Genomic DNA, 21,306 nt, shown 5'->3' with positions numbered 1-21,306 from the left:
TTTCGTGCCTATTTGTTGAAGTCAGTCACCTATGCTACAATGATGCCAAGGAGGCCTGCTATGTTAGTGATTCGTTGTGCCAAATGCAAAGAAAAAATTTGGAAGTATGATAAAATCGGTCCGGGTGCAGTCCTGCGCTGCCACAAGGCCCGGATTGCCCAGGTTTACAATGAACCGGTGGTCCAAGCCCATAAAATTTGTTGCCCCAAATGCCTGGTTCCCCTCGGCATTGATAAGGGGGCCTTTTATAAGATGGACCCCCGGGCCTTTATTTACAATGGCACCAAGAGAAATCGGTAGGCAGCAGATGCAAGAGGCAAGGACTTTGCTCAAAAAATACTTTGGCTATGATGATTTTCGCCCAGGCCAGGAAAAGCTCATTGCCGGCATCTTACAGGGGCGGGACATCCTGGGTATTCTACCCACCGGTGGCGGGAAATCTCTCTGCTACCAGATTCCGGCCCTGATGATGGAGGGCCTGACCCTGGTTATTTCGCCCCTCATTTCCCTGATGAAGGACCAGGTGGACACCCTGCGGGAACTGGGCATTGCTGCTGAAAAGATTGATGCCCAGACCGACCTGAACCGCTACCATGAGATCATGGCAGCGGCCCGGTCCGGCCAGCTGAAATTGCTCTATATTGCCCCTGAGCGCCTGGGGCAGGAAGGCTTTCTCCGGGCCCTTAAGCAGCTGGACCTGGGCCTGGTGGCCATTGATGAGGCCCACTGTGTCAGCCAATGGGGGCATGATTTTAGGCCCAGCTACCGGCAGATTGCCGCCAGCCTGGCAGACCTCAAGCCCCGGCCGGTCTTTGCCGCCCTGACCGCCACAGCGACGGCCCAGGTCCAAAAGGATATTGTCAGCGGCCTGAGCCTGGAGGACCCCCTCATCTATATAGCTGACTTTGACCGGCCCAACCTCTACTTTAATGTGCTGGCGCCGGCCAACCGAAAGAAGACCCTCTTATCCCTCCTGGCTGATGGCCAGTGTGCCATTGTCTACTGTGCGACCAGACGGACGGTAGAGGATGTCTGCGACTACCTCAATAACCAGGGGGTGACAGCCCTTCCCTACCATGCCGGGCTTCCGGCCCAGGACCGGGAGGCCAACCAGGAGGCCTTTATTAATGACCGGGTCCAGGTGACGGTGGCCACCAATGCCTTTGGCATGGGGATTGATAAGCCGGATGTCCGCCGGGTCATCCATTACAATATCCCTAAAAACATGGAAAGTTACTACCAGGAGGCGGGCCGGGCCGGCCGGGATGGGGCCCCGGCTGAGGCGGTCCTCTTCTTTCATGCAGCGGATATCATGACCAACCTTTTCCTAATCAGTCAGAGCTATGAGCCGGATGCCCGGCGGAAATTAAATGCCATGCTGGGCTATGTTTATACCGGGACCTGCCTGCGCCAGTACTTACTCCACTACTTCCAACCGGACCGGGAAGAGACCGGGCCCTGTGGTCACTGTGCCATTTGTGATGGCCGGATTCAGACCTCAGATGTCACCCAAAAGGCCCAGATGGTCCTTTCCTGCGTCATCCGGATGGGCCAGCGCTACGGAACCAGCCTGATCATCGACGTCTTGCGGGGGGCCAATACCGACCGCATCCGGACCGAGGGCTTTAACCGCCTATCCACTTATGGCCTCTTGGCCAAGACCAGTAAGGGGGAGGTCCGGGATATCATGACCCTTCTGGCTGCAGAAGGCTACCTGGCCGTCGTCGGAGACGACTACCCGGTCCTGAAGGTGACCGAAAAAAGCCGGGCCCTATTGCAGGGCAAGGTCCAGCTGAGCATGAACCGGCCCTTTAAAGAGCGGACCAGCCAGGTTGAGCTGGCCACAGAGGATGTCAACGGCCAACTCATGCAGGTCTTGCGCCAATTGCGGCGAGATATGGCTGAGAACCTCCACCTGCCGCCCTACATCATCTTTACCGACCGAACCCTCCAGGACCTGGCCCGGCGGATGCCGGTCACAGAAGAAGCCCTGCTTGAGGTCCATGGCATTGGGGCCGTTAAGGCTGCCAAATATGGGGCCCCCTTTTTATCGGTTATCCGGTCCTTTATAGAGCGCTCGGGCGAATAAATAAAAAAGAGCACCTAGTGGTCAGCTGCCGGCCCGTTAGAGGCGGCAGGGACCCTAGGTGCTCTTTTATTTATTTCAAGGCGGTCCGGTCTTGGGTCAGGTTGAGTTTGTCTAAAAGAAAGAGGAGGAGGCCCAGGATGAGGGCGACGACCGTAGCCAGGGCCATGCCCGTCAGCTTAACCGAGCCCAGTTGGACATAGGCACCGGATAAGCCGGTGATAAAGGGAATAGCGGTCAGGGCCTGGTTACGGGGCAGGTTATAGTCCACCTTGGCATCGACCAGCAGGCGGATACCGGATACCCCGATCATCCCATAGAGGAGGAAGCTGACCCCACCCATGACCTCCGGTGGAATGGACTGGATCAGGGCGGAGACCTTGCCGATAAAGCCCAGGAGAATAGAGAGGACGGCTGTCCCGCCGATCACCCAGGTGCTATAGACCCGGGTCATGGCCATGACCCCGATGTTTTCCCCATAGGTGGTGGTGGGAACAGACCCACCGAAGCCGGAAAGCATGGTGGACAAACCGTCTGCAAAGAGGGTCTTGTGGAGGCCGGGCTTACGAATGAGGTTCCGGCCGATGATTTTGCCGGTGACCAGTTGGTGGCCGATATGCTCACTGATGACGACCAGGGTAGCCGGCAGGATAATGGTCATGGCCCCCCAGTTAAAGGTGGGGTGGCTAAAGGCCGGCAGGGCAAACCAGCTGGCTTCCTGGACCGGCGTCAGGTCAACAAGGCCCACGATGGCAGCAGCGATGTAGCCAATGATGATGGCCAAAAGGATGGGAATGAGGGCCAAGAAGCCCCGGAGTACAATGGAACCCAGGACCGCAGCCATCAGGGTAATTAAGAAGACAGCGACCCGGGTCAGGTCCACGCTGGCCCCTTCTTCTAAAACAATCCCGCCCATTTTGGCAGCGGTGCCGGCCAGTTCAAGACCGATTAAGGCAACAACTGCCCCCATAGCCGCCGGTGGTAGTAAGGCATTGATCCAGTTGACCCCGAAAAAGTAAACCAGACCGGCCACCAGCATGAGGACCAGGCCCGAGGCGATAAAGCCCCCCAGGGCGTAGCTATAGCCCATTCCCTGGGCATTAATAATCAGTAGGCTGGGGGCAATAAAGGCAAAGCTTGACCCCAAATAAGCCGGGGAAGACCCCTTGGTGATAAAAATAAAGAGCAGGGTCCCAATCCCATTGAAGAAAAGGACCACCGAAGGATTGACTCCCAGGATGGTTGGGACCAAAATAGAAGCACTGAACATAGCAAATAAGTGCTGGACAGATAAGGGTATACTTTCCCGCCAGGGTGGACGCGATTCTACATCATAAAATTTTTTTGCCATAAAAAGACCCCCTTATACGAGTAGATGTCTAAACCTTTGTTATTCTAGTTGATTGTCTTAGAGAGGTCAAGGGTTTATTGACCCCGGGAGGGCAAATCATCAATTGGGCCCAAGCCCTTTACAAACCAGGGAGCATTCGCTAAAATATAAGTAGCTTATGACCCATTGGTCAAGCGGTTAAGACGCCACCCTCTCACGGTGGAATCAGGGGTTCGATTCCCCTATGGGTTATGACGGCGGTTCCACAGGGAACCGTTTTTTATTTTGTCAAATACGTGTGCTTTGTAAGGAGGCATTATGGATCATCAACAACTGGCCCAGTGGCTCTTCCCGGACGTTGATCTGACCCCGGCAGATTTAGAGGACAAGTATCCGGCTCGGGATCTGGCGGAAGGGGCTTTTGTCACCCGCCTGGGCCCTTCACCCACTGGCTTTATGCATATCGGCAACCTCTACACTGGCCTGATTAACGAACGGTTAGCCCACCAGACTGGGGGCCGCTTTTTCCTGCGGATAGAAGATACCGACCATAAGCGGTATGTCGAAGGGGCCGAGGACGTTATTACCGATGCCTTAGCCTACTTTGGCATCCAGTATGATGAAGGGGTCTTCAAAACAGAAGAAAAGGGCGCCTATGGCCCCTACCACCAAAGTGACCGGGCAGGTATCTACCATGTGATCGCCAAACACCTGGTGGTCCAGGGCTACGCCTACCCCTCCTTTGCCACAGAAGAGGACCTGGCCGCCTTGCGGGCCCAGCAGGAAGCCGAGAAGGCCGATACCGGCTACTATGGCAAGTGGGCCAAGGACCGGACCCTTAGCCTTGAGGATATCAAGGCCAAGCTGGATGCCGGCAGCCCTTGGACCCTTCGCCTGCGGTCTCGGGCCTTGCCCGGTGACGGTTACCGGGTCCCGGACGGGATCCGCGGCCATGTTACTGTCCACCCGAATAAGCAGGATGTGGTCCTTCTAAAGACCAACGGCATCCCCACCTACCATTTTGCCCATGTGGTCGATGACCACTTCATGCGGACCACCCATGTCATCCGGGGAGAAGAATGGCTGGCCACCCTGCCCATCCACCTGGAACTCTTTGAGCTCCTTGCTTGGCAGGCCCCCCTCTATTGCCACACCGCCCATTTGATGAAGATTGATGAGGGCACCCGGCGGAAACTCTCCAAGCGGAAGGACCCCGAAATGGCCCTGTCCTACTATATGGAGAAGGGCTACCACCCGACTTCCGTCCGAGAGTACCTGATGATCCTCATCAATTCCGACTATGAAGAATGGCGGCTGGCCCATCCGGAGGCCCCCCTGGAAGACTTCCAGGTGACCCTGGATAAGATGGCCAGCTCCGGCGCCCTCTACGACATGGTCAAGCTGGATGACGTGGCCAAAGAAAGCCTCCTGCATATTTCAGAAGAAGACCTGGCTGACTTTTTAATCCACTGGGCCCAAGACTATGCCCCAGAGGCAGCCCCTCTTTTACAGGCCCACAGAGCAGACCTGGTCCGCCTCTTGGCCATTGGCCGCGATGGAAAGAAACCGCGGAAAGACCTAGTCTATGCAGAACAAATGCTGGCCCATGTCAGCTATTTCTTTGATGAATGGTTCCAAGTGAAGGATGACCTGCCGGATAATATCCCCCCGGCAGAGGCCCGGACCATTTTAGAGGCCTACCTGGAAAGCTATGACCCGGCCGATGACAACAGCGCCTGGTTTGGCAAAGTCCGCGATATCGCCACCGACCTGGGCTATGCTGCCCGGCCTAAAGACTATAAAAAGGACCCGGATAGCTACAAGGGCCATGTCGGTGATGTCAGTGCCGTTATCCGCCTGGCAGTTACCGGCCAAATGGCTAGCCCTGACCTCTGGAGTGTCCAGCAAATCATGGGCCCGGATAAGGTCAAGAGCCGGATTGAAAGCTATTTGACCCAATTGGCCTAGATGGACATATAAACGGGGCTGTGCCAGAATGTGTAAAATCATTCGGCACAGCCCCGTTTTTTTTATGAGAATATTTTCAGTAGTAAGCTCTTGGTGTGTGTAGACACTGTGGAGATATTACTATATAAATTTATTCGTCTAGGATCATCCAGGATTAATCATAGTTTTCCTTACGAAATCCTTAAACTTATTTCCTATCATGTAACTAGAAATAAGGGGGAATATTCAATGGGTAAACTCATATTAGAAACAAAGAACTTAAATAAGAACTTTGGAAAACAAAAAGTTGTAAATAATGTATCTCTAAAAATTAAAGAAAATTCAATATATGGTTTATTGGGGCCTAATGGAGCCGGAAAGTCTACCACCTTGAAAATAATTGCCGGTATGCTACACAAGTCGTCTGGTGAAATAACATTTGAAGGACATAAATGGAGTCGAGATGATCTATCAGATATAGGTGTTTTAATTGAGACACCTGCTCTTTACGAAAACTTAAGTGCTAGAGAAAATTTGAAAGTTAGAACATTGTTGTTAGGATTACCTGAAGCAAGAATTGATGAAGTTCTAGAAATTGTGGGTTTAGTAAATACTGGTAAAAAGAAAAGCAGTCAATTTTCTTTGGGAATGAAACAAAGATTAGGCATAGCGATTGCTTTATTAAATAAGCCTAAATTATTAATTTTAGATGAGCCAACAAATGGGCTAGATCCACTAGGGATTCAAGAATTGCGTGATTTGATACGAGATTTTCCCCAAAAGGGGATAACGGTGATTTTGTCGAGCCATATTCTAGCAGAAGTAGAACAAACGGCAGATTATATTGGGATTATTCATGACGGAGCGTTAAAATATCAAAATATCATTGATCATAATCAAAATTTGGAAGAATTATTCATAAATGTTGTAAAAAAAGGAAATAGGGTGTAGCATCATGATAACTTATATGCTTGCTGAAAACTTAAAGCACAAACATAGTATTTTAATGAAGCTGCTCTTTATTGCTCCAATTACTGTATTACTTCCTGCTTTTCTATTGATGCCGGTCTATTTTACTGTAAATGCCTACAATTGGTGGTATGTGATATTAATGCCGGCAACTTTTGCTTTGATACCTGCAATGATGCATAGAAAAGAGGATAGAAAACTAAACTATAGAGCTGTTTTTCCTCTGAATGTTGACTTAGAAAAGCTATGGGTGTCAAAAATACTAATGGCTTTACTATATATGAGCATAACTGCAATGATACACATGTTAGGTGTTTACATCTTCCAATTTTTTGTTGGCGAACAAGTAGGTCAAAAATATGAATTTACAACGTTGTTGATAGCCAGCATATTACTAATTATAACGAATATTTGGCAAGCTCCATTTTGCTTTTTTTTGGCTAAAAAATTTGGTTTTATAGCAAGTATTGCAGTAAATGCTGGTTTGGGTCTAGCATTAGGTATTTTATTATCTGATAGCACAATGTGGATCTGTTGTCCATATTCCTGGGGAATTAGAGTGATGGTACTTGTTATGCACATTTTGCCAAATGGTGTGCCAACAGAGGTATCCAATCCAATGGTCTCAAATACATCGTTATTTATACCATGTGTTTTATCGATATGGTTACTTACATTATCTACATTCATTACTGAAAAGTGGTTTTCAAAGCAAGAGGTAAACGGGTGATGAATATATTAAAATCAGAGTTCTATAAGCTTAAGCATACTTGGGTTCCATGGGCCCACTTCATTTTACCAATCTTATATGCCTTATTATTTTATGGGGTGGCAAAAATCACCAGTCTAAAAAACTTTGATGCTATGGATATTATACAAAATTATTTGATGCTTTTAGGAGCTGTGCTTCCCATAATTTGTGGTGCGGTTACCTCTAAAGTAGTAGATATTGAAGCAAGTGCAGGCAGCTTTCAAGTCCTTTTATCAACGACAAGATCTAGAAGCAAAGCTTATAGTGCCAAACTATTAGTACTATTACTATGCTTTTTGTTTTCTACAAGTGTTGCTATTAGTATGTTTGCAATAGTATTTGGACATCAAAGTATTGCGGTTTGCTTTGTGGCATTATGTTTAGTTGTTGTTGGAGGTTTAGCTACCTATATGATCCATTTATGGGTATCGATAAGGTTAGGTAGCGGTGTATCTATCGGGTTAGGTTTTTTTGAATCATTAATTGCCTTGCTGGCAATGACTAGTTTAGGCGATAAGATATGGTACTTTATACCTTGTACCTGGTCATCTAGGCTTGTTGCAACATATATCGTGGGAAGGAAGCTAGCCGATCATTCATATTTATTGAAAGAATTTACTATGTGGATGTATGTAGCCCTACCCATTACTTTAGTTATCTTTATCAGCTCTTTACTATGGTTTTATAGGTGGGATGGTAAATTAGTAAGTGAATAACAAGACACTCGACATGAAAGAAAGAGTGTCTTATAAAATGTGGGGGTGGTACTATGGCAAAAATTCTTGCAATAGATGATGAATTAGATATGCTTCTTCTCATTAAGAATATTTTAAAGAAAGAGAATCATATGGTTGATATTCATCAAACCACTACGGATATCGACGAGAATAGCTTAGGGCAGTATGATTTAATTCTACTTGATATCATGATGCTAAATGTTGATGGAATTAGTTATTGCAAAAAAATTCGTAATAAAGTGGATTGCCCTATACTTTTTTTGACTGCAAAAACAATGGAAGCGGATATAGTCGAAGGGCTTTCAAGTGGTGGAGACGACTATATAACAAAACCCTTTGGCGTGAATGAGCTGGTCGCTAGAGTAAATGCACACCTAAGAAGGGAACATAGGGAAAAACATTCCAGTTTAAATTTTAGAAACATACGTTTTGATTTATCAGCTAAGGAGGTCTTTGTTAGCGAAAATAAAATAAACTTAACGAAGTCGGAGTATCATATTTCTGAACTACTGGCCAAAAGAAAAGGACAAGTTTTTTCTAGAGAACAAATTTATGAAATGATTTTTGGATTTGATGGGATAGGAGATTCATCGGCAATAGCAGAACATATTAAAAATATAAGGGCAAAATTTAAAAAATATGGAGAAAATCCGATAACTACAGTTTGGGGGATTGGTTACAAATGGAGTTAAATAAAAACAATCAGTCCCTAAGATATGTATTAACAAAGTATTTGCTTGCAATATCTTTAGGATTAGTTGGAGCCATTGGATTTTCTTTATTGATTTTAGTATTTGCTTATAAAGCTGAATTAATAGTGCCAGCAAACTACACTGAAAACTTATTAATGCAAGTAAAATCGGACATTGAAGAAATGGATCATTTTGAAGAAGCAATTCTTCCCAAAAATACAAGCTATATCTTGTTATCGGAAAATGGAGAGATTATTAACTCTAATATGGATGAGCCTGAAAAGGTTGGAGCGCTAGCTTTTCATAAAGGGGATGGCATCTCGAGTGCGAACGTATCATTCATGGAAATAAAAAAAGATAAAGAATATGTAATAATCGGATACGCCATTAAACCATATTACAAATTGCCATGGATGCAGCATTATTTGCCATCGATTAATATTTTAATGGTTAGTACTATTATTCTTCTTTGTATGTTCAACACATTTATTATTACGGTTTTATGGGCGAAACGATTAGAAAAACAATTGATGCCTATGTTTAAAGCGTCAGAGGAAATTGCAAAACAAAACTTGAATTTTGAAATAGAGAGATCTACTATAAAAGAGTTTAATTTGGTTTTAAATAGCCTAGAGAAGATGAAAGTTGAGCTAAAGAAATCCCTAGAGAAAAATTGGATGAACGAAGAGAATAAAAGGAATCAAATTTCAGCAATAACGCACGATTTAAAAACACCGCTTACAATCATTCAAGGGAATATGGAATTATTATCCGACACTAATTTAACGCCAGAGCAATATAACTATATAAAGTTTATATTAAGGAATACTGTACGTATCTCGGATTATGTAGATACTCTGAAGCTTGTAAATCATTCAAATGACAGTACTAGTTTAGATTTTCAAAAAATTAGTATATCGACTTTAGTAGAAAGAATGATAGACCTTGCAAAAGAGATGAGAATAGCAAATCGTGTGATGCTACCTGAAAACATTAAAACTGTAGATTCTTTCATACTGGCCGACATAAAACAACTCGAAAGGGTCTTTATCAATATATTCACCAATGCTAAAAAGTATTCACCTAAAGGAGCATCGGTAGAGTTAGTCGTTGCTATAAGAGATCATTTTCTTGAGGTGACTATTTTAGATCAAGGTCAAGGTTTTTCTAATGAAGATTTAGCTCATGCTACAGAGCAATTTTATCAAGGAGATAAAAGTAGGCATTCCTTCTCAGGCCATGGCCTTGGGCTGTATATTACTAAACAGATCATTTTAAAGCATAATGGTATTATTAAACTAGAAAATAGAACAGATAGGAATGGCGCTAAAGTTATTTTACAATTACCTTTAAAAGAAATAAGAAAAAATTAATATATATACTCTTGGGCATAACTGGATGAAAAAACCACTAAATTTATCCATACTGAACAGTCAAGTCAGGTAGGGTTGTAGAGGAGCTGTAATGATTTGATCAAAGTGGTTAATGGATTTCATCCTCTAGCGCTGATATTAGGCTTTAGAGGGGGGAATTATACTGACAAGCCTCTGGACTTAACTTAATAACGACACAATGCCCGTCTCGAAATGAGACGGGCATTGTGTCGTTGCTGAGAGAGCTATTTTGCAACAGCCCTTTTTAGCCGGTGCGGCTCAGTCCGCCTTCAATTGCCGGTCCTTCCAACGGACCCATTTCTTTAAGAAGGGGGACCAGAAGGTGAGCGGGTAGTAGCCGGACAGGTAGCTGGCAGTTAGGATGGAAGGAGACAGGATGGTGCAGGTGAGTTGAGACAAGCCCAGTAACCGGGGCAGCCATTTTTCGCTAATGGCCAGTTGTTCGATGTGGCATTCGTGGAGGAAGTGCCAGCGGCGGTCAAAGGTGCCTTCGACCAGGACAATCTGGTCACCCTGCCATTGGACACCGGGCGTCCGACTGGCCGCTAGGGCATAGAGGGGGAAGAAGAGGACCGGCGGCAGGGCCATCAGCTTCCAGACCCCCGGGATAAAGTAGAGGAGGCAGCCGGTCAAAAGGACCAGGACCACCAGGCTGCTAAAGGTCAGGGGGACCATGCTGCGTTTGGGCTGTTGGACCAGGCTTGGCTTCCAGGTCGTGCCCGGCAGGAGGGTTTCCAGCTGGTTAAAAATCTCGCTCAGGGGGGCAGCCAGGAGGAGCTGGGAAGAGAGGCCCTCATTTTCATCTTCCAGGCCGACATTGACCACGGTCACCGACCCGTAGCCCAGGAGGCGGCCGATAAAGTTTTGCTCAATGGTTACAGCATGGATCCGGTCAATGGGCATGGTAAAGGACTTTCGGGTTAAGAGGCCATGCTCTAAGAGGAGGCGGTCCCCGTCATAGGCTACGCGAAAGTCCCACCAGCGGATCCAGGTCAGGGCCGTTTGCCGGATAAAGGGGAAGATAAAGGCGGTTAAAAGGGGCAGGATGGCCAGGGGGGCTAGCTTACCGATTTCATTGATGGGTAGCCAGGCCAGGCTGCCCCCTAGGACCAGGACGATAAAGGCAGCCAGGCCGGCCCAAATAAGCCCAAGGGCCAGGACAAAAAGGGAGAACCAGGACAGGCTCAGGAGCCAATGCCTGGCCAGCTCCCGGGTGGAATAGTGCTTGGTCCAAGCCGGTCGGTCGCCTTCGGGGGCGAGGTCGCGGTCTTCCCCGGTCTGCTTGGCTAGGGCACCGCCCTTTAAGGCATCCTTGAGGGCCAAGGCCCGGTCCTTGGTCAGGTAGACGGTCATATCCGTCCTGGAGGCCGTCGTCCGGGTATTGGTGTTGATACAAACTTGAGCAATGCCGAGGGCCCGGCAGCCCAGGGGCTCTTTAATTTGGACATTTGAAATATCCGCCAGGCGGATCCGCATCAGGCGTTTGATCAGTTTGGTATCCTTCATTTCAAAGGTGTCGTCAGTGAGGATAAATTCCTGCCGGCGCCATTGTAAAAAGGCAGCCAGGCCGTTAAAGACCAGGATGGCCAATAAAATAACCAGGATGAAGCTATAGCTCATGGCCCCTTTAATATTCCCGGCCAGGAGGGCCTGGAGGATATTTTTCAGGTCATCGAGCTGGCCAAAGGCGATGGCGGCAAAAAGGGTCAGGCCTGCCGATAGCCGGGCCGGAATCATCCGCTTATCATGTTTGAAGGGCCCATTAAACACGGGTTAAAACCTCCCCATCGGCAATCAGTTCATTGACCTTGTTATTCAAGTCTTCAGCCAGGGCTTCGGCTTCATCGGCCGGCAAATAGCGGATAGAGAGGGTGCCACCGGCGGAATAAAGCTCAATATCAGCCAGGCCGCAGAAACGGTTGATGAGCCCGCTTTCCACATGGACTTTTTGTAACCGGCGCATGGGGAGGTACTCTCGAGTAATGGTAAAGACCCCTGAGCGGACGGCAATTAAATCTGAGTGGACAATATACCTGTACCGTTGATATTTAACTGTAATACTGGCAATGAGGTTGACAATTAATGCTATAATGACGAGAGCAGCAATGGCCCGTGCAATGAGGATGATGAGGGCCGGCAGTTGGAAAGCCGTGAGGACGGCATAGATGACGCCGGTAATGACACCGACGATGACGAGGTTGAGTAAGGATTCCAAAACCATGGCCTTCTTGGCTGCGGTTGGCAGTAGGTGGGCATCGGATACTTGCATAAAGACCCCTTTCTTAAGATAAAGAGAGGATTAAACAGGGATAAATTGGGTTTTTAGTATAGCACGGAAAAATGATGATGTACAGAAAGGGTGGTCCCTATGATTGGGAATATCAATAAGCTGACCTTATTAGACTATCCGGGCAAGACGGCCGCGACGGTCTTTTTAAGTGGCTGTAACTTCAGGTGTCCCTTTTGCTATAACGGGGCCTTGGCTGAAGACCGGCTGCCGGTTGAAGACCAGCACAGCCCTGAGTCGGTCCTGGCTTTTCTGGATACCCGCCGGGGCCTTTTAGACGGGGTCTGTATCAGTGGGGGAGAGGCCCTGCTTTGGTCAGGGCTGGCCGACTTTATCCAGGCGGTTAAGGGCCGCGGCTTTGCCGTCAAGTTAGATACCAATGGGAGCCTGCCCGACCGTTTGGCCCCCCTCCTGGCCCAGGGCCTAGTGGATTATGTGGCCATGGACATCAAAAATGACCCCCTCCACTATGCAGAGACCATCGGTCTGCCGCACTTTGACCTGGCCCCGGTCCAGGAGACTATGCAATTGTTAAAGGAAGGGACTACCCCCTTTGAGTTCCGAACGACCCTGGTCAAAGAATTCCACACCCCGGACCGGCTCCTGGCCCTGGCCCGGTGGATTGGGCCCGTTGACCGGTATTTTTTACAGACCTTTAAGGATGAGGGGGACCTTTTACAGGTAGGACTACATAGCCTGTCCCCAAAAGAGACAGAAGCCTGCCTAAAGGCAGTCCGAAGCATTTGCCCGAATGCTGACCTTAGAGGGTAGATACTACATATAGTATCTGAATCCGGGTGCGACAGGAATTAGTAGGCATATTTAGTAATTTGCGTTGACATCCGCCGGGGGTTCTGATAGCATTTAAGTTAGCTAAAGAATTTATAGGAGGGTATTCAATGTATCAAGTACTAAAGCGTGATCGGTCTGTAGCCCCTTTTAATCTTGAAAAAATTACCCAGGCAATGGTGCTTGCCTTTAATGCCTGTGGGCGTCAGTATACGCCGGATATTATTGATTTTATGGCGCTTAAAGTGACGGCAGACTTTGAGCCGAAAATTAAAGATGAACTCGTTTGCGTAGAAGATATCCAGGACTCTGTGGAAAAGGTCCTGTCCCAGGCCGGTTATGCCGATGTGGCCAAGGCCTACATTTTATATCGGAAGCAGCATGAAAAAATGCGGAATGTCTCCAATACCCTGCTGGACTATAAAGATATCGTTAATAGTTACGTGAATGTAGAAGACTGGCGGGTTAAGGAAAACTCCACGGTCACCTATTCGGTCGGTGGCCTTATTTTATCCAATAGCGGTGCCATTACGGCCAATTACTGGCTCTCCGAAATTTACGACCAGGATGTCGCCGAAGCCCATAAGAGTGGGGCCATCCACATCCATGACCTGTCTATGCTCACCGGCTACTGCGCCGGCTGGAGCCTTAAGCAGCTCATTCAGGAGGGCCTGGGTGGCATCCCCGGTAAAATTACCTCCAGTCCCGCCAAGCACCTGGCCACCCTCTGCAACCAAATGGTCAACTTCCTAGGGATTATGCAGAATGAATGGGCCGGGGCCCAGGCCTTTTCTTCCTTCGATACCTACCTGGCCCCCTTTGTCCGTACCGACAACCTGTCTTATGAGGCCACTAAAAAATGTATCGAGAGCTTTATTTACGGCGTCAACACCCCCAGCCGCTGGGGGACCCAAGCGCCCTTCTCCAATATTACCTTAGACTGGACCGTCCCTGCCGACCTGGCGGACCAACCGGCCATTGTTGGTGGCAAGCCCATGGACTTTACCTACGGGGACTGCCAGGCAGAAATGGATATGGTCAACAAGGCCTTTATTGAAGTTATGCTGGAGGGGGATGCCCACGGCCGGGGCTTCCAGTATCCGATTCCGACCTATTCCATCACCAAGGACTTTGACTGGTCCGATAAAGAAAATAACCGTCTGCTCTTTGAAATGACCGCTAAATACGGTACCCCATATTTTTCCAACTATATCAATAGTGATATGGAGCCGAGCGATGTCCGGTCCATGTGCTGCCGGCTCCGCCTGGACCTCCGGGAGCTCCGAAAAAAATCCGGCGGCTTCTTCGGAAGCGGCGAATCAACCGGGAGCATTGGGGTGGTTACCATTAACCTGCCCCGGATTGCCTACCTGGCCAAGGACCAGGCAGACTTCTATGCCCGCCTGGACCGGTTGATGGACCTGGCCGCCCGGTCCCTGAAAACCAAGCGGACGGTGGTATCCAAGCTCTTAGATGCCGGCCTTTACCCCTATACCAAGCACTATCTGGGTAGCTTTGAAAACCACTTCTCCACCATCGGCCTGATTGGGATGAATGAAGTGGGCCTCAATGCCAACTGGCTGCGTCAGGACCTGACCCATGAGGCGACCCAGACCTTCGCCAAGGAAGTCCTCAACCATATGCGGGACCGGCTCTCTGACTACCAGGAAATGTATGGAGACCTATACAACCTGGAGGCTACCCCGGCTGAGTCCACCACCTACCGTTTTGCCAAGCATGATGTCAACCGGTATCCGGAAATCATCACCGCTGCAAAAGAAGGGGACACCCCTTACTACACCAACAGTTCCCACCTGCCAGTTGGCTACACCTCAGATATCTTTTCTGCCCTGGCCATCCAGGATGACCTGCAGACCCTCTACACTTCAGGGACGGTCTTCCATGGCTTCTTAGGGGAAAAATTACCGGATTGGAAGGCCTCAGCCCAATTGGTCAAAAAAATCGCGGAAAACTACAAGTTGCCCTATTACACCATTTCACCAACCTATTCGGTCTGCCAGGAACATGGCTACCTGCCCGGCGAAGAAAAGACCTGCCCCCATTGTGGCAAGCCGGCAGAAGTCTACAGCCGGATTACCGGCTACTACCGGCCGGTTCAAAACTGGAATGACGGTAAGACCCAGGAATATAAGGACCGGTGCTTATACGACCCGGCGAAGATGGGCCTCCGCTGGATGACCACTGGCCAAGGGAAGGTAGAGGCCGGTCAGGCCCCTGCTCAGGAAAAGGCAGCGGTTCAAGATGCGGCCGAGGCCCAGGAAGCCTGGCTTTTCACCACCCCGACCTGCCCCAACTGCCCCATGGCTCAAAAGGTCTTAGACCAGGCCGGCCTTAACTATAAGGTCATCGACTGTGCGGCTAACCCTGATCTGGCCCGGGCCTATGACATCACCAGTGCCCCGACCCTGGTCCTGTCTACCGGTGAAAAATATATGGGCCTAGGGGAAATCATGCCTTATAGCCGCCAGCAAGCTGTCCGATGAGCGCGCGTGTTGACATCCCGGCACTGGCCCGGGGTGTGGCCACCTGTGTGCGGGATATCGGCTGCCAGCTCTGGGAATGGGAAATAGAATCTGTCGATTACAAGGGCAATGACCCCCAGGACCTGGTCAGTAACCTGGACCGTCGGGTCCAGGCGGCGCTGGGCACCCGGCTCCAGGCCTTGTGCCCCGCCGGTTTTTATGCAGAAGAGAAAGACAATAGACCTATAGAGGGGCTCACCTGGATTGTCGACCCCATTGACGGGACGACCAACTTTGTCAGCCGCAAGCGGGACTTCGCCATTTCTGTGGCCCTTTACGATGGGTCAGAGCCCCTGCTTGGAGTGGTCTTTGATGTGGAGCGGGGGGACCTCTACTCAGCTATCAAGGGCGGCGGGGCCTACCTTAATGGCCTGGCCCTGGACCGGCCGGTCGACCGGCCCCTGTCTGCCTGTATTTTGGAAATGAGTATTGGTACCCTGCGCAACCTCATGCGGCGGACAGATGCCGGCCTCCTCAATATCAGCCGGGAGGTCAGGGCCACCCGGGCCATGGGTTGCGGGTCACTGGCCATTTGCCAAATTGCCACCGGCCGGACCCAGCTCTACCTGTCCAGCCGGCTCCGGCCCTGGGACCACGCTGCGGCCAGGGTGATTTTAGAAGAGCTGGGCGGGGTCCTGGTGCCCCTTTTCCCCAGTGCCCAGCCTGGCGTCGACCCCTTTTTGTCAGCTGACCCCCTGCCCCTCTTGTGTGCAGCCAACCAAGCATTAGCAGATGACATCATCCACCGGTATTTTTCACCGGTTAAGGATAATTAAAGGCTGAAGGGGCTGTTGCAAAATAGCCCCCTAAAAAAAGCACAAGCCCCGTCTCATTTTTGTGACGGGGCTTGGCTATTGGTGGTATATATAGATACATGTCTTACAACAATTTTTAAATTTTAGCCTCGGGCGAGAAAAATGACAAGTAAAAATGAGCTTTTAAGGGGTTGGGTTGAATGATTTTACTCGTTCTGACACAGCCCCTTAATTGTTTTTAGGTATAGGGCCTGGGGTACATAGATTTTGTAAAGAAATGAATAGGAGGTAAGCTTATGCCGGTGACAGTGATTCAAGGGGATATTATCCAGTTAGAAGTAGATGCGATTGTGAATGCAGCCAATGAATCCCTGCTTGGGGGTGGTGGCGTCGATGGAGCCATTCACCGGGCAGCGGGACCGGAATTATTAGAAGAAACCAAACAAATGGGGGGCTGTCCAACCGGTCAGGCGAAACTTTCTGCTGCCTACCGGCTCCCCTGCAAGGGGATTATCCACACGGTTGGGCCAGTCTGGGAGGGGGGCGCCTCCGGCGAACCGGCCCTCTTGGGGGCCTGTTATAGAAATAGCCTGGCCCTGGCCAAAGAAGCCGGCTATACCAGTATTGCCTTTCCGGCTATTTCGACAGGGGTGTACGGGTACCCGGTTCCCCAGGCGGCCGTTGTTGCTGTCCGGACCGTCCTGGCGGAGATGCCTGAGGACATGCAGGTCTACCTGGTCTGCTTCCGGGCAGAAGATGCAGCCGTATACCAAGGTGTTTTAACAGCACTTGACCGCTAACGGCGCTTAGGGGAAGGATGTGACCCATGCTCCAGGCTATATTTAATGAAATAGCCCAGAACTTCTCTTTTTTTCTATCCCTGACCATCGACCACCTGGTGATTAGTGGGATTGCAGTTATCATTGCGACTCTGATTGGTCTCCTGCTGGGGATTGCCATCAGTGAAAGGCCGGCCTTTGCCGATCCGGTGATTTCTGTGGTCAACGTGGCCTATACCATTCCCTCGATTGCCCTCCTGGGGATCTTTATTTCCATTACAGGGATTGGGAATACAACAGCCATTATTGCCCTAACGGTTTACGCCCTCCTGCCGGTGGTGCGGAATACCTATACCGGGCTGACGGAAATCGACCCAAGCATCATTGAGGCGGCCCTGGCCATGGGCCATACCCCCGGGCAAATGCTCTGGCGGGTTAAGCTCCCCCTGGCTGCGCCGGTGATTTTTTCCGCGGTCCGGAATATGGTAACCATGACCATTGCCCTGGCAGGGATTGCTTCTTTTGTTGGGGCGGGCGGCCTTGGGGTAGCGATTTTTCGAGGGATTACCACCAATAATAAGGTCCTGCTCTTAAGTGGGAGTATCCTCATTGCCCTCCTGGCCCTCTTTTGTGACTGGCTCCTGGGCCTGGTCGAAAGGCAGATTGGCTATGGCGAGCAGGTCCGGCGCCGGCCCTCTTCAGGTAAGCGCTGGCTGGCCTTTGGCCTTTTGCTTTTACTTGGCCTTGGTGGCGCCCTATGGGCCGGCAGCGGGCAGGGAGAGGGGACCCTGGAAATGGCCTCTAAGCCCACCACCGAAGGCTATATCCTGGCTGAAATCGTGGCCGGGGCCATTGAGGCCAATACAGATTTAAAGGTCAATATTTCCCATGGCATTGCCGGTGGAACAGGGAATATCCACCCGGCCATCCTCAAAGGGGACTTCGACCTCTACCCGGAATACACCGGGACCGCCTGGCAGGTGGTCCTAAAGGACCAGACCCCCTACCAGGAGACCCGCTTTGAAGAATTAAAAGAGCGGTATGAGGAGAATTATGGCTTGACTTGGCGGGCCATGCTGGGCTTTAATAATACCTATACCCTTGCTGTTCGCTCGGACTATGCTACGGCCAATGGCCTGGAAAGCTTCAGTGACCTGGCCCCGCTGGCTGGTGACCTGGTTTTTGGGGCCAATTATGACTTCTTTGAGCGGGAGGATGGGTTCAAGCCCCTAACGGAAATTTACGGCTTGCACTTTAAGGACGCACTTGATATGGACCGGGGACTGGTATATGAAGCTTTGTTTAAGGGAGAAATTGATGTCCTCAGCGTTTTTACTACAGATGGCCAGGCCTCTGATGACCGGATCAAGACCCTGAAGGACGACAAGCAGTTTTACCCCTCCTACCAGGCAGGCTTGGTTGTGCGTCAAGACCGCTTAGAGGAATACCCCCAGCTGGGGAGGGTCTTAGACCGGCTGGCAGGGCAAATCTCTGAAAAGGAAATGGCGCAAATGAATTATGCTGTAGAGGTTGATAAAGAAAGCCCGGAAACCGTTGCCCAGGCCTTCCTAAAGAAAAAAGGGCTTCTTAACTAACCAGTCCAGTTAAAAAAAGCGCTTGGAGCGCTTTTTTTATTGGAGAAAGCGGAGAGGGTATCTTTAAGCAAAAGCATCTCAAAAGGGTGGTGCCCAAGTCTTTGCAGGAGCCCCAAGACTTGGGTCAGACCAATCGTAGAGGAGATCATGATGATGAAAAAGGAGACGCGTTTTCACTATGCCTGGGTCATTTTAGTGGTTGCTTCACTGGTCCTGGGGGTATATGTACCGATCGTCAATTCACTGTCGAACAGCTGGCAACTTGCCGTTACCCAAGATTTGGGTTTTTCTCGAACAGCCTTTTCTTTTACCGGGACCATTACCCAGGCCGTGGGGATTTTTTTGGGGCCGGTGGTATCGTATTTCTTGACCAAGTATAATTTCAAAAGGATTTGGACCTGTGCAGCCATTCTCTTTGCCTTGGCCGTATTCGGCTATTCCATGGCCCAAAACAAGTATCATTTTTATATTTTTGCCTTCATCATCGGTGCGGCTTACATCACAACGGCTCAAATCCCCATGATGATGCTCATTAACAACTGGTTTCAGGAGAAGAAGGGGCTGGCCACCTCGATTGCAGTCTCCGGGATTTCTGCCGGTGGGGCCTTGCTTAGCCCGGTCATCAATGGTTTAATTGGCCACTTTGGCTGGCGGATGTCCTACCGGGTCTATGCGGTGATTATCCTGGCCCTGGCGGTTCTTTTTGGCTTTTTCCTCATTTACTTGCGGCCGGAAGACAAGGGGCTCAAGCCCTATGGCTATACGACGGAAAAGGCCCTGGTCCCTGACCCGGATAAGGATTCCAACCGGTCTTTAGGGGTGGGGCTGACCATCGGGGCCTCGATATCCTGTAGCTTTTTTATTTTCTTGCTTTTAGGGTCTGTGATGAATGGCTTGGCCAATGGGGCCACCCTGCAATTCCCACCGGCCCTCCAGGAGGCCGCCGGCTTCCAAACAGCGGGGACGGTGGTGTCGATTTATCTCCTGCTTGGTGTCTTTGGCAAGCTCCTCCTGGGCCGGATTGCAGATAAGTACGGGATTTATCACGCTTTATTGGTCGGGGCAGGCTCCCTGGCCCTCAGCTTTGTCTGTATGCTCTTTGCCGGTCAACGCTGGGGTCCCTGGCTGGTGGCCCTTGTCTTTGGCCTGGGCCTGGCCCTGGGGTCGGTCTTGCCGCCGCTCATTACCTCATCTATTTATAATCGGGAGATATATGGGGAGGCCTATGGTTTTGTCCAGTCCGGAACCCAGGTCGGGGCTGCCTTCGGTCCCCTTTTCGTATCCTATATTTTTGATGCAACAGGCTCTTACCATTGGGCCTGGTTGATTAATATTGCCTTCGCCCTCCTAACCGGTTTTCTCTGGTTTTTAGCCCATGAACAAGCGAAAAAACATGGCAGGCAAGGCAGTCAGACAGTGGGGGAATAAAAGATGGACAAGTATTTAGCAATTTTGCAACAGCTTATTCAAATAAAGTCGGTCAATGACCATGAAGAAGAGGTGGCCAAGTATATTGCCGACCTTTTCAAGGGTTACGACAATGTCGAAACGGAGTTGATTTCTTCCTTTCCCGGCCGGTCTAATGTTCTGGTCAAGGTCAAGGGGACTGAAAAGGGGAAGATTCTCGCTTTTTCCGGCCACCTGGATGTTGTAGAACCGGGGGAGGGCTGGACTTACCCGCCTTTCGAAGGGACGGTTGTCGGCAATAAGATGTACGGGCTAGGGACCTGTGACATGAAGGCCGGGGTGGCGGCCAGCCTGTATGCCCTTATGGATATCCTGGAAGCCGGAACGCCCTTTGCCGGTGAACTGTGGTTTATCGGGACCGTTGGCGAGGAAATCGGCATGCAGGGGGCCAAGGACCTGGTCGACGGAGGCCACCTGGAGGGGGTTGATGCCATCCTCATTTCCGAGCCGACCAAGCGCAATGGCGAAAACCAGGCCATCTTTGCATCTAAGGGGTCTATTATGTACACCATCCAGGCAGAGGGCCGGGCTGCCCACTCCTCCATGCCGGAATTAGGCATTAACGCCTTGACGACCCTGGCCGACTTTATCCGCAGGGTTCAGGACCAGTTTGACGCGGTAACGGCTGATCCTAAGCTCCAGAACCCCAACCTGGGATCGACTTTAAATGTCTTTTCTGTGATCGAAGGGGGCCGGCAGGTTAATTCGGTTCCTGACAAGGTGGTCTTAAGGGGGAATACCCGGACGGTACCGGAGTTTTCAACAGACCCTTCCATTGGGATATTTGAAGCCGCCATTGCCAAAAATAACCAGGACCCAGACCGGGCCACACTCAGCTTAAACCTGGACCAGGTCCTGGACCCGGCTGAGGCGGCGACAGATAATCTTCTGATTCAGGCCCTTAAAAGGGCCGCCAGCGATAAAAATGTCCGGCTCAGGCCGCTCATTGGGGCCTGTGAACTGGCCCGCTATATCCACCTGTCGGCGGATATCCAGCTGGTGGTGTATGGACCGGGGCTTACGGAAAAGGCCCATACGGTCGATGAGTATATCGAACTGGATGAATACCTGGATACCATCCGGATTTTCAAAGACCTGGCTTTGGACTTTTTAAGCCGGTAGCAAGGACCTACAGACATCAATAGGAAAGCCCCCCGATTAAAAAATCGAGGGGCTTTTTGCTAT

At 50.0% G+C, this 21,306-nt stretch carries 18 protein-coding genes and 1 tRNA gene; 16 read left to right on the top strand and 3 right to left on the bottom strand.

The features are described from left to right. Positions 1-60: 60 nt before the first annotated feature. Both ACLGL1_RS00880 and recQ read left to right on the top strand, forming a co-directional pair. Positions 61-300: a hypothetical protein gene (locus ACLGL1_RS00880; RefSeq protein WP_411006912.1), complete on the top strand. Its 240-nt coding sequence runs from the start codon at positions 61-63 to the stop codon at positions 298-300. Positions 301-325: 25 nt separating this feature from the next. Beyond that, positions 326-2,089: a DNA helicase RecQ gene (recQ, locus tag ACLGL1_RS00875; protein WP_411006911.1), complete on the top strand. Its 1,764-nt coding sequence runs from the start codon at positions 326-328 to the stop codon at positions 2,087-2,089. Between the two features lie 70 nt (positions 2,090-2,159). Here recQ and uraA read toward each other — a convergent pair whose 3' ends face one another. Continuing rightward, complete coding sequence (uraA, locus tag ACLGL1_RS00870) at positions 2,160-3,437, bottom strand: uracil permease (RefSeq protein WP_411006910.1); 1,278 nt, start codon at positions 3,435-3,437, stop codon at positions 2,160-2,162. A gap of 159 nt (positions 3,438-3,596) precedes the next feature. Between uraA and ACLGL1_RS00865 the strand changes: the two genes are divergently transcribed. The 7 genes from ACLGL1_RS00865 to ACLGL1_RS00835 all read left to right on the top strand — a co-directional run bounded on the left by ACLGL1_RS00865 (position 3,597) and on the right by ACLGL1_RS00835 (position 9,885). Continuing rightward, positions 3,597-3,668: transfer RNA gene (locus ACLGL1_RS00865), tRNA-Glu, on the top strand. A gap of 66 nt (positions 3,669-3,734) precedes the next feature. After that, positions 3,735-5,384 (top strand): glutamate--tRNA ligase, encoded by a 1,650-nt coding sequence (locus ACLGL1_RS00860; RefSeq protein WP_411006909.1) that lies wholly within the window; start codon positions 3,735-3,737, stop codon positions 5,382-5,384. A 228-nt stretch (positions 5,385-5,612) separates the two neighbouring features. Next, entirely contained in the window at positions 5,613-6,314 is a 702-nt protein-coding gene (locus ACLGL1_RS00855) for a lantibiotic protection ABC transporter ATP-binding protein (protein ID WP_411006908.1), read from the top strand. A 4-nt stretch (positions 6,315-6,318) separates the two neighbouring features. Beyond that, positions 6,319-7,062 (top strand): lantibiotic immunity ABC transporter MutE/EpiE family permease subunit, encoded by a 744-nt coding sequence (locus ACLGL1_RS00850; protein WP_411006907.1) that lies wholly within the window; start codon positions 6,319-6,321, stop codon positions 7,060-7,062. Then, a complete protein-coding gene (locus ACLGL1_RS00845; RefSeq protein WP_411006943.1) occupies positions 7,062-7,799 on the top strand; it encodes a lantibiotic immunity ABC transporter MutG family permease subunit in 738 nt (245 codons plus the stop codon). Before ACLGL1_RS00850 ends, ACLGL1_RS00845 begins: the two co-directional genes overlap by 1 nt. Before the next feature lie 53 nt (positions 7,800-7,852). Continuing rightward, the gene (locus ACLGL1_RS00840; RefSeq protein ID WP_411006906.1) at positions 7,853-8,512 is read left to right on the top strand and encodes a response regulator transcription factor; all 660 of its coding nucleotides are present in this window, start codon (positions 7,853-7,855) and stop codon (positions 8,510-8,512) included. Continuing rightward, positions 8,503-9,885, top strand: coding sequence for a sensor histidine kinase (locus ACLGL1_RS00835; RefSeq protein ID WP_411006905.1), 1,383 nt, complete (start codon positions 8,503-8,505; stop codon positions 9,883-9,885). The genes ACLGL1_RS00840 and ACLGL1_RS00835 overlap by 10 nt, the downstream gene beginning before the upstream one ends. A 279-nt stretch (positions 9,886-10,164) precedes the next feature. Here ACLGL1_RS00835 and ACLGL1_RS00830 read toward each other — a convergent pair whose 3' ends face one another. After that, on the bottom strand, positions 10,165-11,676 hold the full coding sequence (locus ACLGL1_RS00830; RefSeq protein WP_411006904.1) for a PH domain-containing protein: 1,512 nt from the start codon (positions 11,674-11,676) through the stop codon (positions 10,165-10,167). Then, on the bottom strand, positions 11,669-12,175 hold the full coding sequence (locus ACLGL1_RS00825; protein ID WP_411006903.1) for a PH domain-containing protein: 507 nt from the start codon (positions 12,173-12,175) through the stop codon (positions 11,669-11,671). Before ACLGL1_RS00825 ends, ACLGL1_RS00830 begins: the two co-directional genes overlap by 8 nt. A 99-nt stretch (positions 12,176-12,274) precedes the next feature. Between ACLGL1_RS00825 and ACLGL1_RS00820 the strand changes: the two genes are divergently transcribed. The 7 genes from ACLGL1_RS00820 (at position 12,275) to ACLGL1_RS00790 (ending at position 21,243) form a co-directional block, all read left to right on the top strand. Further along, a complete protein-coding gene (locus ACLGL1_RS00820) occupies positions 12,275-12,964 on the top strand; it encodes an anaerobic ribonucleoside-triphosphate reductase activating protein (protein ID WP_411006902.1) in 690 nt (229 codons plus the stop codon). A gap of 128 nt (positions 12,965-13,092) precedes the next feature. Next, complete coding sequence (locus tag ACLGL1_RS00815; protein ID WP_411006901.1) at positions 13,093-15,486, top strand: ribonucleoside triphosphate reductase; 2,394 nt, start codon at positions 13,093-13,095, stop codon at positions 15,484-15,486. Next, positions 15,483-16,301, top strand: a complete 819-nt coding sequence (locus ACLGL1_RS00810; protein WP_411006900.1) for an inositol monophosphatase family protein — start codon at positions 15,483-15,485, stop codon at positions 16,299-16,301. The genes ACLGL1_RS00815 and ACLGL1_RS00810 overlap by 4 nt, the downstream gene beginning before the upstream one ends. 275 nt (positions 16,302-16,576) lie before the next feature. Next, positions 16,577-17,080: an O-acetyl-ADP-ribose deacetylase gene (locus tag ACLGL1_RS00805; protein ID WP_411006899.1), complete on the top strand. Its 504-nt coding sequence runs from the start codon at positions 16,577-16,579 to the stop codon at positions 17,078-17,080. A gap of 26 nt (positions 17,081-17,106) precedes the next feature. Beyond that, positions 17,107-18,654 carry an ABC transporter permease/substrate-binding protein gene (locus ACLGL1_RS00800; RefSeq protein WP_411006898.1) on the top strand — a complete coding sequence of 516 codons (1,548 nt, stop codon included), beginning with the start codon at positions 17,107-17,109 and terminating at the stop codon, positions 18,652-18,654. A gap of 153 nt (positions 18,655-18,807) precedes the next feature. Further along, positions 18,808-20,082, top strand: coding sequence for an MFS transporter (locus ACLGL1_RS00795; protein ID WP_411006897.1), 1,275 nt, complete (start codon positions 18,808-18,810; stop codon positions 20,080-20,082). Positions 20,083-20,085: 3 nt separating this feature from the next. Next, the gene (locus ACLGL1_RS00790) at positions 20,086-21,243 is read left to right on the top strand and encodes an ArgE/DapE family deacylase (protein ID WP_411006896.1); all 1,158 of its coding nucleotides are present in this window, start codon (positions 20,086-20,088) and stop codon (positions 21,241-21,243) included. The last annotated feature ends 63 nt before the right edge of the window (positions 21,244-21,306 follow it).

The organism is Peptococcus simiae (assembly GCF_046569735.1).
GTDB lineage: Bacteria > Bacillota > Peptococcia > Peptococcales > Peptococcaceae > Peptococcus > Peptococcus simiae_A.
Note: the sequence above shows the minus strand (reverse complement) of the source record. Positions and strands in the feature narration are given on the sequence as shown.

Coding starts and splice junctions, on each gene's coding strand:
- ACLGL1_RS00810 (WP_411006900.1), top strand. CDS start 15,483: ATGAGCGCGCGTGTTGACATCCCGGCACTGGCCCGGGGTGTGGCCACC.
- ACLGL1_RS00845 (WP_411006943.1), top strand. CDS start 7,062: ATGAATATATTAAAATCAGAGTTCTATAAGCTTAAGCATACTTGGGTT.
- ACLGL1_RS00805 (WP_411006899.1), top strand. CDS start 16,577: ATGCCGGTGACAGTGATTCAAGGGGATATTATCCAGTTAGAAGTAGAT.
- ACLGL1_RS00855 (WP_411006908.1), top strand. CDS start 5,613: ATGGGTAAACTCATATTAGAAACAAAGAACTTAAATAAGAACTTTGGA.
- ACLGL1_RS00840 (WP_411006906.1), top strand. CDS start 7,853: ATGGCAAAAATTCTTGCAATAGATGATGAATTAGATATGCTTCTTCTC.
- ACLGL1_RS00835 (WP_411006905.1), top strand. CDS start 8,503: ATGGAGTTAAATAAAAACAATCAGTCCCTAAGATATGTATTAACAAAG.
- ACLGL1_RS00880 (WP_411006912.1), top strand. CDS start 61: ATGTTAGTGATTCGTTGTGCCAAATGCAAAGAAAAAATTTGGAAGTAT.
- ACLGL1_RS00815 (WP_411006901.1), top strand. CDS start 13,093: ATGTATCAAGTACTAAAGCGTGATCGGTCTGTAGCCCCTTTTAATCTT.
- ACLGL1_RS00790 (WP_411006896.1), top strand. CDS start 20,086: ATGGACAAGTATTTAGCAATTTTGCAACAGCTTATTCAAATAAAGTCG.
- ACLGL1_RS00850 (WP_411006907.1), top strand. CDS start 6,319: ATGATAACTTATATGCTTGCTGAAAACTTAAAGCACAAACATAGTATT.
- ACLGL1_RS00795 (WP_411006897.1), top strand. CDS start 18,808: ATGAAAAAGGAGACGCGTTTTCACTATGCCTGGGTCATTTTAGTGGTT.
- ACLGL1_RS00800 (WP_411006898.1), top strand. CDS start 17,107: ATGCTCCAGGCTATATTTAATGAAATAGCCCAGAACTTCTCTTTTTTT.
- ACLGL1_RS00825 (WP_411006903.1), bottom strand. CDS start 12,175: ATGCAAGTATCCGATGCCCACCTACTGCCAACCGCAGCCAAGAAGGCC.
- uraA (WP_411006910.1), bottom strand. CDS start 3,437: ATGGCAAAAAAATTTTATGATGTAGAATCGCGTCCACCCTGGCGGGAA.
- ACLGL1_RS00820 (WP_411006902.1), top strand. CDS start 12,275: ATGATTGGGAATATCAATAAGCTGACCTTATTAGACTATCCGGGCAAG.
- ACLGL1_RS00860 (WP_411006909.1), top strand. CDS start 3,735: ATGGATCATCAACAACTGGCCCAGTGGCTCTTCCCGGACGTTGATCTG.